The organism is Streptomyces sp. NBC_01450 (genome assembly GCF_036227505.1).
Lineage (GTDB): Bacteria > Actinomycetota > Actinomycetes > Streptomycetales > Streptomycetaceae > Streptomyces.
On sequence record NZ_CP109480.1, the window covers coordinates 1775207 to 1791218 of the forward strand.

The window sequence follows — 16012 nt, forward strand, 5'->3', positions numbered from 1 at the left end:
GACGGCACCTGACCACGTGCGGTCGCTGTCGCGGAAGAACCCGCAGACAACCAGTCCACGGGCACAGTCGCTTCGACGAGGAACTTGCTTCCGGTGACCGATGCGACGCTCGCCCAGGAACATGATCAGTGCCAGTCCGGTTCGCGCTCCCGCTTCGGACCCGCGTTCTGAGCCTCAGTAAGCCGTGAGCCCGTGCTCCCTGAACTGCTCACGGACGCGCTCCGTCAGCGCCGGTTCGGGAACCGGGTTGTCCCGCAGTGGGAAAGGGACCCCAAGAGCCTCGTACTTCGAGGCGCCCAGCTTGTGGAACGGGAGGACGTCCACGCGGTCGACATTGCCGAGACCGGCGACGAAGCGGGCGAGCCCGCTCACGGCCTCCGGGTCGTCGGTCCAGCCGGGGACCAGGACGTAGCGGATCCACACCGCGGTGCCGAGGCTGTCCAGGCGGGTGGCGAAGTTGAGCGTGGGGGCCAGTTCCCCGCCGGTCAGTTTCCGGTACGTGCGAATGTCGAAGGACTTGATGTCCAGGAGTACCAGGTCGGTGTCGGCGAGGAGTCCGTCGGTGGCGCGCTCGCCGAGGAAGCCGGAGGTGTCGAGTGCGGTGTGCAGCCCCGCCTCCTTGCAGCGACGGAGGAGTTCGGCGGTGAAGGCGGGCTGAAGCAATGGCTCGCCTCCCGTGATCGTCACTCCTCCCCCGGCCGTGGTGACGAAGCCCCGGTACTTCTCGATCTCCGCCATCACCTCGTCGACCGTGGCGTCGCGGCCGTCCCGCATGTGCCAGGTGTCGGGGTTGGCGCAGTACAGGCACCGCAGTGGGCAACCGCTGGTGAAGAGGACGAACCGGGTCCCGGGACCGTCCACGCCGGTGGACAGGTCCCAGGAGTGGATCCGGCCCGTCGTCACGACCTTCATCGCACTCACAGCGAGCCGTGGAAGGTGCGGCTGATCACGTCGAGCTGCTGCTCACGGGTCAGACGGACGAAGTTGACGGCGTAGCCGGAGACGCGGATGGTCAACTCCGGGTACTTCTCCGGGTGTTCCATCGCGTCCTCGAGCGTGGTCCGGTCCAGGACGTTGACGTTCATGTGGAAGCCGCCGGAGGCCGTGTACGCGTCGAGGATGCCGACCAGGTTCCCGGCCCGCTCGCCGGGCGCGTGTCCCAGGCCCTCCGGGGTGATCGTCGTCGTCAGCGAGATGCCGTCGCGGGCCTGCTCGTAGGGCAGTTTGGCGACCGACAGCGCGGAGGCGCCCACGCCGTGCCGGTCACGTCCGTTCATGGGGTTGGCCCCGGGTGCGAAGGGCTGTCCGGCGCGCCGGCCGTCCGGGGTGTTGCCGGTGTGTTTGCCGTAGACGACGTTCGAGGTGATCGTCAGTACGGACTGGGTGTGCTCGGCGTTCCGGTAGGTCGGGTGCCTGCGCACCTTGGCCATGAAGGACTCGACCAGGCCGACCGCGAGGGCGTCGGCGCGGTCGTCGTTGTTCCCGTACGCCGGCCAGTCGCCCTCGGTCTCGAAGTCGACGGCCAGCCCGGTGTCGTCCCGGATCACCTTCACCCGCGCGTGCTTGACGGCGGACAGGCTGTCGGCGGCGACCGACAGACCCGCGATGCCACAGGCCATGAAGCGGTGGACCGGGTGGTCGTGCAGCGCCATCTCGATGCGCTCGTAGGCGTACTTGTCGTGCATGAAGTGGATGACGTTGAGCGTGTTGACGTACGTCCCCGCCAGCCAGTCCAGCATGCGGTCGTACGCGGTCGACAACTCCTCGTAGTCCAGGTACTCCCCGGTCAGCGCGGGTACCTGGGGCGCGATCTGCTCGCCGGTCAGCTCGTCCCGACCGCCGTTGATCGCGTACAGCAGGGCCTTGGCGAGGTTGACCCGTGCCCCGAAGAACTGCATCTGCCTGCCGACCGCCATCGCCGACACACAGCAGGCGATCGCGGTGTCGTCCCCGGTGCGCGGGCGCGTCAGCTCGTCGGACTCGTACTGGACGGCGCTGGTGTCGATGGAGACCTGGGCGCAGAACTCCTTGAAGCCGGCGGGAAGTCGGGGCGACCAGAGCACGGTCAGGTTGGGTTCAGGGGCCGGGCCGAGGTTGTAGAGAGTCTGCAGGAAGCGGAAGGAGGTGCGGGTGACCAGCGGACGGCCGTCCGTACCGATACCGCCGATGGACTCCGTCACCCAGGTCGGATCGCCGGAGAACAGCGCGTCGTACTCGGGGGTGCGCAGGAACCGTACGATCCGCAGCTTGATCACGAAATCGTCGATCAGCTCCTGGGCGCCGATCTCGTCGAGGATCCCCTCTGCCAGGTCCCGTTGCAGGTACACGTCCAGGAAGGTGGAGGTGCGGCCGAGCGACATCGCGGCGCCGTTCTGTTCCTTCACGGCGGCGAGATAGCCAAGGTGGAGCCACTGCACGGCCTCGTGGGCGGTGGCGGCGGGGCGGGAGACGTCGCAGCCGTACGTGGACGCCATCCGCGTCAACTCGTCCAGCGCCCTGGTCTGCTCCGCCAGATCCTCTCGGTCTCGGATGACGTCGGACGTGGACGGCTCGGCGTCCAGCATTGCGCGCTCCGCGCGCTTGGCCTCGATCAGTCGGGCGGTGCCGTACAGCGCCACGCGCCGGTAGTCGCCGATGATCCGGCCGCGGCCGTAGGCGTCGGGCAGTCCGGTGATGATCCCGGCCTTGCGGGCGGCGCGCATCTCGGGTGTGTAGGCGTCGAAGACACCGTCGTTGTGGGTCTTGCGGTAGGTGCCGAAGACGCGGGTGACGAAGGGGTCTGGCTCGTAGCCGTACGCCTTCAGGCTGTTCTCGACCATCCGCAGACCGCTGTTCGGCATGATCGCGCGCTTCAGCGGGGCGTCGGTCTGGAGGCCGACGATCAGCTCCCGCTCACGGTCGATGTACCCGGGCGCGTGCGAGGTGATCGTCGACGGGGTCTTGGTGTCGACGTCCAGGATGCCCCTGCGCCGTTCCTCCGGGAACAGGGCGCTGACCTTCTCCCACACGGTGCGGGTGCGGTCCGTCGGACCGGTCAGGAAGGCCGCGTCGCCCTCGTACGGTGTGTAGTTGGCCTGGATGAAGTCGCGTACGTCGACGTGCTCGCGCCATCGTGTCCCGGCGAAGCCGCGCAATGCCTCGGGGGCGCGTGTCCCGGCTGTCACTGTCGCTGTCATCGCCGGTTCTCTCCTTTGTTCCGCACTGGAATGTCTCGCTTTCGATACTCGCGCGACGCGATCGTCGCCGGGAGGGCCGGGCAGGGCCCACGCCCCCGCCGTCCGACCCCCGGCGGAGGCCGTTCGGCCCCCTTGTCACGGGCACTCACGCGGCAGGCAGATCCGGTCGGACGAGGGTGCCCGAGCTGCCGTGGACGATCTCGTACGCGGCGTCCAGGGATCCGATCGCGGCCAGTCCCCCGGTGCGTTCGACGAATCGGGCGGCGGCCTCGGTCTTGGGACCCATCGAGCCGTCTGGGAAGCCGCCGCGGCGCAGTTCGGCGGGGGTGGCGCCGAGGACGGGCCGCTGGTCGGGGGTGCCGTAGCCGGCGTAGACGCAGGGCACGTCGGTGAGGATGAGCAGGAAGTCGGCCTTCAGGTCCTCGGCGAGCAGCGCCGCGGTGAGGTCCTTGTCGATGACGGCCTCGGCCCCGGTGAGTGCGCCGGTGTCGGGGTCGGCGGTGACCGGGACGCCTCCGCCGCCGGCGCAGATGACGAGCGTGCCACTGTTCAGGAGTTCGTGGACGGTGTCGGTCTCCAGGATGCGTTCGGGCGCCGGAGAGGGGACGACGCGGCGCCAGCCGGTGGTGTCGGCGGCGATGTGCCAGCCGCGTTTGCGCGCGAGCGTGGACGCGACCTCGTAGGGGTACACCTGACCCACGAACTTCGTGGGGTGCTCGAAGGCCGGGTCGTCGGCCCGGACGAGGGTGTGGGTGACCAGCGCGGCGATCCGCCGTCCGGGCAGGGCGTCGTGCAGGGTGCGGGCCAGCAGGGAGCCGATCATGCCCTGGGTCTGGGCGCCGAGCAGGTCCAGTGGGTAGGGGGTGCTCAGGGCGGGGTCGGCGGCGCTCTCGACGGCGAGCAGACCGATCTGGGGGCCGTTGCCGTGGGTGATGACGATCTCGTGTTCCTGGGCGAGGGCGGCTATCGCGGTGGTCACCCGGTCGACGTTCGCCTCCTGGACGGCCGCGTCGGGACGTTCGCCGCGGTGCAGCAGGGCATTGCCTCCGAGAGCGATGACGATGCGCATGGCTCAGTCCTCCAGCGTGGCGACGAGTACGGCCTTGATGGTGTGCAGCCGGTTCTCCGCCTGGTCGAAGACGACGGAGGCGGACGAGGAGAAGACCTCGTCGGTGACTTCGAGGCCGTCCAGACCGTAGGTGTCGAGCAGTTCGCGGCCGAGGTGGGTGTGGTGGTCGTGCAGGGCGGGCAGGCAGTGCATGAACTTCACGTCCGGGTTGCCGGTGAGGGCGAGGATCTTGTCGTTGACCTGGTAGGGCAGCAGCAGTTCGATGCGCTCGCGCCAGGTGGCGGCGGGTTCGCCCATGGAAACCCAGACGTCGGTGTGCAGGAAGTCCGCGCCGCGTACGGCGGTCTCGACGTCCTCGGTGAGGGTGATCCGGGCCCCGCTGTCCGCCCCGAGCGCGCGGCAGGCGGCGACCAGCTCCGGCTGCGGCCAGAGCGCCTTGGGCGCTGCGATCCGTACGTCCATGCCGAGCAGGGCGCCCATCGACAGCAGCGAGTTGCCCATGTTGTTGCGGGCGTCGCCCAGGTAGGCGTAGCTGATTTCCGGCAGTGGCTGGGGGCTGTGCTCCTGCATGGTGAGGACGTCGCACAGGCTCTGGGTGGGGTGTGCGGTGTCGGTGAGGCCGTTGTAGACGGGGACGCCGGAGCGGGCGGCGAGTTCGGTGACGATTGACTGGGCGGAGCCGCGGTACTCGATACCGTCGAACATCCGGCCGAGGACGCGGGCGGTGTCGGCGATGGACTCCTTGCTGCCGACGTGGGTGTCGCCGGGGCCGAGGTAGGTGGTGGCGGCGCCCTGGTCGGCGGCGGCGACCTCGAAGGCGCAGCGGGTGCGGGTGGAGGTCTTCTCGAAGATCAGAGCGAGGTGCTTGCCGGTCAGCCGGGGCTGTTCGGTGCCGGAGCACTTGGCCGCCTTGAGATCGGCGGCCAGGTCGAGGAGGTGGTGGATCTCGGCGGCGGTGAAGTCGAGTTCGCTCAGGTAGGAGCGGCCTCGCAGGTCCGTGGTCATGGGTTCCTCGCTGGTGCGGTGGGTAAGGGCAGGGGCTGGGGTGTCGTGGAGGCGTACGGCCGTCTCGGCGGCGACAGCCCTCAGTTGGCCGGGTCGCGTTCGATCGGGCAGCTCATGCAGCGCGGGCCGCCCCGGCCGCGGCCGAGTTCGGCGCCGGCGATGGTGACGATCTCGATGCCCTGCTTGCGCAGATAGGTGTTGGTGGTGACGTTGCGCTCGTAGCCGACGACGACCCCGGGCGCGAGGGCGAGGAAGTTGCTGCCGTCGTCCCACTGCTCGCGCTCGGCGCCCGCGAGGTCCTGCGGCGCGGACAGCATGCGGACCTTGTCCAGGTCGAGTGCCTCGGCGAGCGCTGTCGCCAGTTCGGAATTGGGGGTGACATCGAATCCGGTCGCGTACGCGTCGCTGGGCCGCAGGGTCCACGAGCGAAGGGAGTCGGCAAGGCCGGGATAGACGGCGAAGGCGTCGCCGTCGAGCATGGTCAGCACGGTGTCGAGGTGCATGTACGCCCGGGTGGCCGGGAGTTGGACGGCGATCAGCCGGGTGGCCGTGCCTGCGGCGAAGAGCCGGGCGGCCAGGTTCTCCACGGCCTGGGCGGTGGTCCGCTCCCCCATGCCGACCATGACGGCGCCGTTGCCGAGGACGTGCACGTCGCCGCCTTCGAGCGTCCCCACAGGGCCGTCAAGGATCGGCTCGGGCGCGGCGGAGGCGAACATCGGGTGGAACCGGTAGATGGCCTCGGCGTGCAGACTCTCGCGCCGCCGGGCCTGCTTGGCCATCGGGTTGACCGACAACCGGTCGTACATCCAGCAGGAGTTGTCGCGCGGGAAGAGGTGGTTGGGCAGCGGGGCGAGCGCGAAGGCCTCGGCGTCGAGCGCGTTCCAGACCAGGCTGTGCGGGGTGGCGAGCGGCAGGTCGCTCTTGAGCATGCCGCCGATCAGATAGCCGGCGAGGGTCTCGCCGTCCAGCTCGGCGCACCGCTCGCGCACCGCGTCCAGCAGGGCGGGGCCGACGGTCGCGGGGGTGACGACCCGGTCCAGGAGCCAGTCGCGGCCCTCCGGGACGTCCAATGTCTGGGCCAGCAGGTCGGCGAAGTAGTGCACCCGGGCCCCGTGGTCGCGCAGCACCTGGGCGAAGGCGTCGTGCTCCTCGCGGGCGCGCTTGGCCCAGAGGATGTCGTCGAAGAGCAGGGCGTCGACGTTGCGCGGGGTCAGCCGGGAGAGTTCCAGGCCGGGGCGGTGCAGGATCACCTGGCGGAGGCGGCCGACTTCGGAGTCGACGTGGAAGGTGGTGGCGTTCATGGCAGGGCTGCTCCTGTGGTCGTACGGGTGCGGGGGTTGGCTCGGGGCGTGGTCAATCACGGTTGCGGAGGCGGTTCCTCCGGAGGACACCGGTGCGGCTCGTGGGCACTGCACGGGAGATCCGCTTGGCCGGCGGGACGGCGGTCTCGGGAGCCCTGCCCTCGGAGACAGACTCGGGAGCCGTCGACTCCTCGCCGTACACCCCTTGGCCCCGCTTCAGCCACACGTACACCGGCAGTCCGAGCAGCAGGACGAACAGCCCGTAGTAGACGGTCTGATAGCCGCTGCCCTGGATCGACCAGTACGAGAAGGCCATCGCCAGCGCGGAGACGGTGACGTCACGGGCCAGCCGCCGGGGGCTGAGGTTCTCGCGGCCGCGGACCAGCAGCCAGTACAGCTGGGCGGCGGCGGAGAAGAGGTACGGGATCACGGCGGTCAGCACGCTCAGCAGCACGATCTTGGTGAAGACGTTGTCAAAGCGGGTGTAGCTGAACACGGTGATCAGCGAGGCGAGGACGGTGGAGGCGACGATGCCGAAGACCGGGACGCCCTTCTCACCGCGCAGCTTCGCGAAGGCCCCGGGGAAGAGTCCGTCACGGGCGGCGGCGTACGGCATTTCGGCGCAGAGCATGGTCCAGCCGTTGAGGGCGCCGATACCGGAAATGATGGCGGCCACCGCGACCGTGTCGCCGGCCCAGGTGCCGCCGAAGATGTTGTTGGCGGCGTCGGTGAACGGCGCGGTGGAGGCGCCGAGTTCGCCGTGCGAGACGGTACCGAAGACGGCGAGGGTGCCGAGGATGTAGATGACGGCGCAGGCGAGGGTGCCGTACACGGTGGCGCGGGGCACGTTGCGGCCGGGCTCGCGGACCCGGCCGGCGACCACGGAGGCGGCCTCCAGGCCGAGGTAGCTGAACAGGGCGATGGCCGCGGCTGCCGAGATCGCGCCCATCGCCGACTGGCCACTGGCGTTGAAGGAACCGAAGTTGTGCGGGTCGATGAACAGCAGGCCGATGGTGGCCATGAAGACCAGCGGGATGAACTTCAGTACGGTGGTGACCACTTGGAAGGCGCCGATGTTCCGTACGCCGGTGAGGTTGATCGCGGCCGGGATCCACAGCCCGACCAGCGCGATGAGCACCGACATCGCCGTGCGGTGGCCGGTGTTCACGAACACCTCGACGTAACCGACCCAGGCAACCACGATGGCGGCGTTCCCGGCCCACGCGGTGATCCAGTAAGACCAGGCGTTGAGGAACCCGGCGAACTCGCCGAAGGCCTCACGGGCGTAGACGTACGGGCCGCCGCTCGCCGGGACGCGCTTCGACAGCGCCCCGAAGGTCACCGCCAGCGCGAGTGCGCCGAGCGTGACGGCGCCGAACGCCACGAGCGAGACAGGTCCGTAGGGCGCCAGGGCCGAGGGGAGAGCGAAGACTCCGGTGCCGATGATGCTGCCGATCACGAGCGCGGTCGCCGAGGGAAGGCCGAGGGCCGCCCTGGGGGTCGGCCTTTCGTCGCTTCTTTGGGTGCTGGACATGGCTGTGCTCCTTGCGCGGGTCGCTGGGGACGGGCTGCGGATGACTTGATCCGTGCACGATCCTGCTCGGCAGCCGCAATCGTGGTCAGTGGCCACCCGTCCCCCACCGGGGCCATTGATCCCATTAGGGAGGTCCCGAACGGCCCCGTGTTCCGCCTCCCCGATGGGCGGGGAGGCGGAACACGGGGCCGCTGGCGTGGCGCAGGTCTGGTCAGGAGGAGGACAGGTCCACCCCATAGATCGTGTGGCCTCCCACGAGTTGACGGCCGGTCACCAACTCGGGCTCGATACGGATGAAGACCTCCTTGGGTGAGGCCACCCATGAGCGCGGGCCGGTCCGGGCAAGGCGGCCGTGCTCGGCGGGATCGGTCACCACCGTCGCGCGGCCGGTGACCAGGACACTCCAGCCGGAGTGCGCCGTCGCATCCACCTCGTCCGCTTCGAAGGCGATCACCACGCCGTCGATCGCTGCGGCCAGCTCCGAGTCGGCCGAAGTGCGCATCAGCACCGCCGAATCGGTGTCCAAGGAGAAGTTGACCGGCAGGACGGCGGGCAGGGCGTGGCGCGTGTGGACGACGCGGCCGATCGGTGCCCGCTCCAGCAGACGCAGGCACTCCTCGCGGTCGAGTTCACGGAAGCCGTCGTTGGGATTCATCACCGGGTTCAACTTTCACGGGGTACAGCGGTACACGTTTTATCCTGTGGGGCGGCGAGGGACGGGGCGAGGGCCTGTCGGTCCAGAAACGGCCGGAGAACGGCCGCCCTTCGAAAACCGCCCCTTGCCAGGCGGTCAGCGCACCGTGATCCGGCGCCCACTGGTGTCGACGGGTTCGAGGTGTACCCATACGTCGCGCTCGCCGCCCGCCCATGGACCGCTGTACGCGAGTTCCGTCAGCCGACGCACTGCGTCGGGGTCCGTCACGGCCCGGGCGAAGCCACGGATGAGCACGCTCCAGCCCTGGCTGAGCGCCTCGTCGATGTGGTCGACCTCGAAGGCCACATGCGCCCCGACAGCTGTGGCGGGCACGGCGTCAGATGCCGTCCGGAACATGACCGCCCCGTCGATCACGGTGTAGTTCAGGGGAACGATGGTCGGCCCCTCCGGCGTGTCGATCGCCAGCCTTCCGACGCCGTGCCTGGAAAGCCTGATCCAGCACTCCTCTGCACTGAGCTCGACCAGCTCGGGGTGGCGGGCGGCCCGACCGACACCGGGTGGAAGATCGGCGTCGCCTCCGCGCAGGGCCGCCACGCTCGTCTGCAACGCGTCCGCGAGCCGGATGAGGACGGCAGTGCCCGGCATCGCGGTCGACTGTTCCTCCAGGTACTGGACGTAGCCGGGAGCCGTGCCCGCCCGGGACGCCGCCTCCTCCCGGGTCAGCCCGAGTTCCTCGCGCCGCTGAGCGATGCGGCGACCGATGTCGCCCCGCGCGCTGTCCGTGCTGTCCGCGGTGGCCGCGCTGTCCGACACGGCGTTCGACGATGTCTGTTCACTCATGGCCGTTCACTTCCTCCTGTCAGGGCGTCCTGACCGTCAGGCTTCAGGGCGTCCTGACCGTCAGGGCGTCGTGCTGCGGTGCGCCGAGGACGACCTTGAGCGCGCCTGTGTCGGCGGCCCGCGAGAAGACGTCGTACGCCTCCTCCATCGCGTCCAACGGGAAGGTGTGGGTGACCAGGGACGACGTAGGCAGTTGCCCGGCGGCCGTCATACGCAGCAGGGTGGACGTGGAGTACGTGTCGACCAGGCCGGTGGTGATCGTCACGTTCTTGCTCCACAGGTCCTCGAGGTGGAGTGTCACGGGCTTGCCGTGCACGCCGACGTTGGCCACGTGCCCGCCGGGCCGCACCATGCGCGTACACGCCTCGAAGCTCGCGGGCACCCCCACCGCCTCGATGACCACATCGGCCCCCAGGCCCTCGGTGAGGTCGGCGACCAACTGCTCCGCCTCCTCCCCCGCCACGGCCACCGCGTCGGCGCCGAGGCGCTTGGCGGCGTCCAGCCGGGCCGGGGCCAGATCCACCGCGATGATCTTCCCCGGGGTGTACAGCCGGGCCGTGGCGATCGCGGCAAGCCCGATCGGCCCCGCTCCGACCACGACGAGGGTGTCCCCGGGCCGTACCCGCCCGTTCAGCACGCCCACCTCGTAGGCGGTGGGGAAGATATCGGCCAGCAGCACGGCGTCCTTGCTGTCCACCGCCCCCGGCAGCACATACGTCGACAGGTCCGCATGCGGTACGCGGACGTACTCGGCCTGCGTGCCGTCGATCAAGTGGCCGAGAATCCACCCCCCGCCCGCACGGCACTGCCCGTACATCCCTTCCCGGCAGTAGCGGCACCGGCCACACGCCGTGATGCACGAGACCAGAACACGGTCACCGGGACGGACCGTGCGGACCTCACCGCCCACGTCGACGATCTCCCCGACGGCCTCGTGTCCGAGCACCGTTCCCGGGCGCACCTCCGGTACGTCACCCTTGAGGATGTGCAGGTCGGTCCCGCAGATCGTGACGGCGTCGACCCGGACGATCGCGTCGGTGGCATCCTGGATACCGGGATCCGCGACCTCCTCCCACGCGGACTCTCCGGAACCATGGAACACGAGTGCTTTCATGACGATCCCTTCCTGGGCCTGGTGGATGCAGGTGGCGGGGGTGACGGCGTGCGAGCGCCCCCTTGCGCACGACACCCCTTCTCGTGGGAATCACCGGCTCTGACGATGGTGGAACGCCCTTCGACGGCCTCGTCGCGCGTGGATTGACCTTGTATGTCCAGCCTGAGTGTGACGCTCGCTGTCCGCTTGGGCCGGTCGGTCCCCATTGAGGGACCTGGCGGGGCCGTTCGGGCCGGCCGACGGCCTCGCGTACGAGCACGGTGTCGCCCTCGCTCTCGGACAAGGGCCGAACGGCCCGCCAGCGGACGCCGGGGAGTACCGGACGGCCCCGCGATGCCGCCTGGTCGGCCCCTGCCCTCGCACAGTCCCCGCTGCCACCGTCCTGTCTACGACGAGACGACGAGGAGGTGCAGTCAGATGCACAGGACCAAGCATGTGAGGCAACTGCTGTGGCGGTGGCGGAGCAATCCCCTGCGACGACACGACGACGTCGTCGAGGCCTGGATCGTGCTGGCCGTCTGGGCGGTCATCGCGATCGGCGGCACCCTGACCGGCCTGCTGACGGCCCATGCCGCCGACGCGTCCTTCGCGCAGCTTCGCCGCGAGCGGCACCCGGTCCAGGCCGTCCTCGTCGAAAGCACGGCCCAGACCGTGGCGATCGAGGCGGGTACGCCCTACGACCGTGTCCGGGCGACGGTCCGCTGGACGGCGACGGACGGCTCCACGCACACCGGCCGGGCCCTTGTGGACACCGGGCATCAGGCGGGATCGAAGGTCGTCGTCTGGCTGAACAGCAAGGAGCAGCCCACCACGGAGCCGACGTCCGCGTCAGCGGCCGGCGTCGAGGCGGGCGTGTTCGGCGCCGGAGCCGCACTTGCCTTCGGCGGCCTGGCCTTCGCCGCCGGGCGCGTCGCGCAGTGGCGGCTCGACCAGCGGCGCTACGACCAGTGGGGGCGAGAGTGGGACCAGGTCGGGCCGCGGTGGCGGCGCAAGACCACGTGAGGTGGAACCCGGTACGAAGGGGCCAGCCCCGGGTGGAGACACGTGTGCGGGGCGACCACGACATGGTCGCCCCGTCGTCGTGCGAGCGTCCGCCGAACCCGGCGGACGCATGGGCTGACAGGCCTTTCGTACGGGCCCACACGGCCCTCGCGGGGCGTTCGGGAAACGGCCAAGCTGGCGCTGAGCCCAACTCGGCGTCTCCCACAGTAGTTCTGATCCACCTCCGCGGGGGCACGGGTCGGCTCCGGCGCCAGCAGGGGCCACGCGTGCAGCAGACGCAGCATGAGCCTGCGCCGCTCGGCTTCGTCGGCCGCCCAATGGGCGGCGGCAAGGCTCTCGGGTGAGCCGTCGAGGCCCACGGTGGCCACTGGCTCCATAGCGACTACCTTCGTCTTGAAAGAAGCCGGAATGACGGTGAGCGGGTCCGCTTGCTCGCTGCTCGATCGCCTGCGCCGACGCACCGAACACGGTTGCCTTTCATCCGAGGCTTACCCGAAATCTGCTCGCGGCGCATGTGGACTCCGGTGCGGCAGGCCGTAAGTGCGGGCCTCTGTGATGCCTGGCCCGGATGGCCTCCCGCCGAGGACCTTCGGCCCTATGACCGGGATTCGGCACCGTTCGACCGTGGGGTGAGGAACGGGAGCGAAACCGCCCGCGTGAAACCGGGCCCGCTCAAGGGCGAAACGCGAGCGATCCGCGCGCCCGCGCCAGTGCCTGGGCGAAGCCCCCAACCGGCTGCGCGGAGTTGCCGTCCGCATCCGAGCTCCGGTCGCGCCACGGCCATCGCGTCTGCGCGGCTGACCGCGCGCTCACCGACCGGACGGCACCGCATCGAGGAAGAACGCCCGCGCCGGCAGGTGACCGTCGGCGCTCCGGGCGGGCTCCGTCCGGATCACACCGGTCGGTACGAAGGTGAGGAGAAAGTGATGCCGCATACGGTGGAGTGGAAGGTTCGCCTCTACCTCTCCGAGGACGAGGGAACGACCAGGGCACGTGTGGTGGTGAACACCGGAACCACGACCCTCACCGGCCACGGGGACGCGCACTGCAACCCCGCGGATGCCGATGTGCCCGAGATCGGTGACGAACTCGCGGCGGGCAGGGCCATGCACGACCTCGCCCAGCAACTGGTCAACACCGCCGAGCGCGACATCGAGGGCCTGGACATGCCCGCCACCGGACGGAGTCCTCGCCCGGTGGCCGGATGGCCCATGTGACGGACGCCTGCGCGGCAGCCTCGCATCGACTCCGGCCGCACGCACGCCCAGTGCCCGGCGATGTCGGACATCCGCCCCGGATCTCATGTGTCCGAGGTGCGGGAGCCGTCGGTTCGGCAAGCAGTGTGCTCGGACACCGAGACCACGCCGTCAACGCTCCGGCACAGCCGCTCGATGACGGGGATCAGGCCCTTGACCTCGACGGATCCGCCCAGGGCCCACCTGCCCCCTCACGCGCCTCGACCGTCACCTCCGACGAGGCGGGGCCCAGCGTCCGCCGCAGCACGTCCCCGGTGATCTCCTCACAGATGGCGTCGTCGCGCCGTAGGAAGATCCGTAGCAGGTCGCCGCGGTTGACAATGCCCCGGAGCCAGCCCCTCTCGTCCACTACGGGCCGTCGCCTCACGTTCTGAACCGCCATGAGACGGGCCGCCTCGACCACCGTCCACTCCGGACGGGCGCACACCGCGGGAGCCGACATCAGCTCCTCGGCCCTGGCCCCTTCGGCCTTGACCCGCTCCCACGCCTCCGCGTGCGGAAGCGGGATCCGGCCCGGGGGATCGGCCTGGGTGGAGGCCTTGCGCAGCAGATCGGCCTCCGACACGACACCCATGGAGCGGTCCAGTTCGTCGACCACGGGTACGGCGGTGGCATCGTTCTCGGCCAACAGTCCGACGATCTCCTTGAACGGCATGTCGCGCGGCGCCCGGACGACCTCCCGGGTCATGAGCTCCTCGACCGTACGGTGGTGCATGTCGCCCATCCCGTCCGAACCATGGTGGTCAGGCTGCCGGGCCATGGCGGTCAGGCGTGGTCGCGCGGCAGCTGTGCCAGAAGCCGGCCACTACCGGTTGCGGTGCCCGCGGCACCTGTTGAGGGGCAGGTCGGCCGGAGAACGGTCCGTTCGGCACTCCTGGTCGGGCTGCCCGGCCCATGCGGCGGCGCTGCACACGTGGCACGTTGGGTACAGCACCATTCTGAGGAAGGGGCGGCGACCATGCGAGCTCACCTCGGCGATCAACTCGTTGTCGAAAGCCCGGCCACCGGCGTCACCAGGCGCGACGGCGAAATCGTGGGGCTCCATCACGAGGACGGAACCCCTCCCTACGACGTGCACTGGTCGGATACAGACGAGGTGACGCTCGTGTTCCCCGGGCCCGACGCGCACATCCATCACCTCGAACCAGGGTCAGGAGAGAGCCCTGACCTGGTTTCCCCGCCGAGGACGGACGAGGCACGTCAGCAGACGGGGGCCGGGTCCGACACACCACCACCGGACAGGGCGTCCCACCCTGGTGACATCGGCCGCCGCGTGGCTGCCGAACGCCGGCGGCAGGGACTGACCCGCGCGGAGACAGCCCGGCGCGCCAAGATGGCGCCGCAGTACCTGGCCTACCTCGAAGAGCGGTCGGCCGACCCGAGCCTGGCGACTCTCATCAGGCTGGCCGCCGCGCTCGGCACCTCCGTCGCCGCCCTGCGCGGGGGCGGAATCGATCTCCCGCCCGGCCAGGGCCAGGCGCTCCTCGATCCCCAGCTGCAGGACCTCAGCCCGGAGGAATGTCGCGCCCGGCTCTCCACGCACGGTCTGGGGCGGGTCGCGGTGTCGACCCCGGGCGGACCGGCGGTCGTTCCGGTGAACTACGAAGTCGTCGACGACGCGATCGTCTTCCGGACCGCGCCGGACTCAGCCCCGGCGGCGGCTGTGGGAACGGACGTCGCCTTCGAGGTCGACCATGTGGACGAGGCCATGAGTCAGGGCTGGAGTGTGCTGGCCGTCGGCCCCGCCCGGGCGGTCACCGAGCCCGACGCGGTGCGGCGGTTGACCGATCGCGCCCACAGCAAGCCATGGGCGGGCGGCGCACGCGAGCTGTGGGTGTCGATCAGCCCCACCCAGCTCACGGGCCGTCGTATCAGTCCGCCCGATCCCAGCGGGCACTGACTGCGCTGCCCGGCGGGCATTCCACCGCGAGGATCCGCGACAACCGAGAAGCGGGCTCCGTCCAAGGGTTCGCCGACTCGTGAAGGGAGCCACCGGTGAGCCAACGAGCACTCCCCCCGGAGCATGTGGCGAGCCTGGTCCACGACGCCACGGCCGCGCCGTCGATGCACAACGCGCAGCCATGGCGCTTCCGCTACTTCCAGGGCAGCCGCACATTCCATGTGCGCGCCGATATCGGCCGAGTCATACCGCACGCCGACCCCGACACCCGCGCCCTCCACCTCGGCTGCGGCGCCGCCCTGCTCAACCTGCGGGTCGCGGTCACCCACGGGGGCTGGTACCCGGCGACGCAACTGCTGCCCGACCTCACCGACCCCACTCTGCTCGCGACCGTACAACTGACCGGGTTCGGAAGCGGCGAGAGCGACCTCGCCGCGCTGTATCCGGCGATTCACCAACGGCACAGCAGTCGTTTCCCGTTCGAGGAGACGGAGATACCCGAGGCCGTGCGGACGGCGCTGAGCGACGCCGCCCGTCTGGAGGGGGCGTCACTGTCCTTCGCCACCGCATGGCATCTGGAGGAGGTGCTGGAACTCGTCGAGGAGGCCGAGGCACGCAATCGGACCGACCGGGGCAGCGACGAGGACCTGGCCACCTGGACCCGCATCGGCACCCCATCATCGGTGACGTCGGCCCCTGACGGGGTCCCGGAGTACGCCTTCGGGCCGCGCAAGCGCGGCGGCAAGGGTCCGGTGCGCGACTTCGCGGGCGCCAGGTCAGTGGCGGGCCGCACCGCGACAGCGTTCGAACGCTCCCCCCAACTCGCCCTCCTCAGCACCTCTCGCGATCGCCCGGAGGACTGGCTGCGCGCCGGTCAGGCCATGGAGCACGTGCTGCTGCTGGCCACCCTCGAAGGTCTGTCCAGCTCGTTCGTCACCCAGGCCCTGGAGTGGCCGGACCTGCGCTGGCCACTGCGAGACCCGTTGTCGGGCTCCGCCCATGTGCAGATGGTGCTTCGCCTCGGCTACGGGCCCAAGGGCCCCGGCACACCACGCCGCCCAGTACCGGAGGTACTCGACATCGAGCCCTGAAAGGTGGCATTCGACGTCCACGACACGCTCCAGGGCGTGGACGAGGCACGTGGCGTTCAGCGCCGGGCA

Annotated in this window: 13 protein-coding genes and 2 pseudogenes; 4 read left to right on the forward strand and 11 right to left on the reverse strand. The window is 70.1% G+C overall.

Going from position 1 to position 16012, the window contains the following annotated elements; all coding sequences use genetic code 11:
• Positions 1-174: 174 nt before the first annotated feature.
• The 9 genes from pflA to OG568_RS08090 all read right to left on the reverse strand — a co-directional run bounded on the left by pflA (position 175) and on the right by OG568_RS08090 (position 10694).
• Positions 175-912 (reverse strand): pyruvate formate-lyase-activating protein, encoded by a 738-nt coding sequence (gene pflA / locus OG568_RS08050; protein ID WP_329530888.1) that lies wholly within the window; start codon positions 910-912, stop codon positions 175-177.
• Positions 913-917: 5 nt separating this feature from the next.
• Complete coding sequence (gene pflB / locus OG568_RS08055; RefSeq protein WP_329530889.1) at positions 918-3176, reverse strand: formate C-acetyltransferase; 2259 nt, start codon at positions 3174-3176, stop codon at positions 918-920.
• Between the two features lie 145 nt (positions 3177-3321).
• Positions 3322-4245: a carbamate kinase gene (locus tag OG568_RS08060; protein ID WP_329530890.1), complete on the reverse strand. Its 924-nt coding sequence runs from the start codon at positions 4243-4245 to the stop codon at positions 3322-3324.
• Positions 4246-4248: 3 nt separating this feature from the next.
• Positions 4249-5250, reverse strand: coding sequence for an ornithine carbamoyltransferase (gene argF, locus OG568_RS08065; RefSeq protein ID WP_329530891.1), 1002 nt, complete (start codon positions 5248-5250; stop codon positions 4249-4251).
• A gap of 80 nt (positions 5251-5330) precedes the next feature.
• Positions 5331-6551 carry an arginine deiminase gene (locus tag OG568_RS08070; RefSeq protein ID WP_181648367.1) on the reverse strand — a complete coding sequence of 407 codons (1221 nt, stop codon included), beginning with the start codon at positions 6549-6551 and terminating at the stop codon, positions 5331-5333.
• Between the two features lie 52 nt (positions 6552-6603).
• The gene (locus OG568_RS08075; RefSeq protein ID WP_443077579.1) at positions 6604-8085 is read right to left on the reverse strand and encodes an APC family permease; all 1482 of its coding nucleotides are present in this window, start codon (positions 8083-8085) and stop codon (positions 6604-6606) included.
• A 211-nt stretch (positions 8086-8296) separates the two neighbouring features.
• Complete coding sequence (locus OG568_RS08080) at positions 8297-8740, reverse strand: pyridoxamine 5'-phosphate oxidase family protein (RefSeq protein WP_181648369.1); 444 nt, start codon at positions 8738-8740, stop codon at positions 8297-8299.
• A gap of 135 nt (positions 8741-8875) precedes the next feature.
• Positions 8876-9580, reverse strand: a complete 705-nt coding sequence (locus tag OG568_RS08085) for a helix-turn-helix domain-containing protein (protein WP_329530892.1) — start codon at positions 9578-9580, stop codon at positions 8876-8878.
• A 43-nt stretch (positions 9581-9623) separates the two neighbouring features.
• A complete protein-coding gene (locus tag OG568_RS08090) occupies positions 9624-10694 on the reverse strand; it encodes a zinc-dependent alcohol dehydrogenase family protein (RefSeq protein WP_329530893.1) in 1071 nt (356 codons plus the stop codon).
• Between the two features lie 417 nt (positions 10695-11111).
• On the opposite strand from OG568_RS08090, the gene OG568_RS08095 reads away from it, so the two are divergent.
• Positions 11112-11696, forward strand: a complete 585-nt coding sequence (locus tag OG568_RS08095; RefSeq protein WP_181648372.1) for an Rv1733c family protein — start codon at positions 11112-11114, stop codon at positions 11694-11696.
• A gap of 152 nt (positions 11697-11848) precedes the next feature.
• Here OG568_RS08095 and OG568_RS08100 read toward each other — a convergent pair.
• Positions 11849-12073 (reverse strand): annotated as a pseudogene (locus OG568_RS08100) (universal stress protein); the annotation flags it as partial.
• A gap of 549 nt (positions 12074-12622) precedes the next feature.
• Between OG568_RS08100 and OG568_RS08105 the strand changes: the two are divergent.
• Entirely contained in the window at positions 12623-12913 is a 291-nt protein-coding gene (locus OG568_RS08105) for a DUF1876 domain-containing protein (protein WP_329530894.1), read from the forward strand.
• Between the two features lie 83 nt (positions 12914-12996).
• Here OG568_RS08105 and OG568_RS08110 read toward each other — a convergent pair.
• Positions 12997-13667: pseudogene (locus OG568_RS08110) on the reverse strand (CBS domain-containing protein).
• A gap of 243 nt (positions 13668-13910) precedes the next feature.
• Here OG568_RS08110 and OG568_RS08115 point away from each other — a divergent pair.
• Together OG568_RS08115 and OG568_RS08120 are read left to right on the forward strand one after the other, a co-directional pair.
• A complete protein-coding gene (locus OG568_RS08115) occupies positions 13911-14852 on the forward strand; it encodes a pyridoxamine 5'-phosphate oxidase family protein (RefSeq protein WP_329530895.1) in 942 nt (313 codons plus the stop codon).
• A gap of 95 nt (positions 14853-14947) precedes the next feature.
• On the forward strand, positions 14948-15943 hold the full coding sequence (locus OG568_RS08120; RefSeq protein WP_443077581.1) for an Acg family FMN-binding oxidoreductase: 996 nt from the start codon (positions 14948-14950) through the stop codon (positions 15941-15943).
• Positions 15944-16012 lie beyond the last annotated feature (69 nt).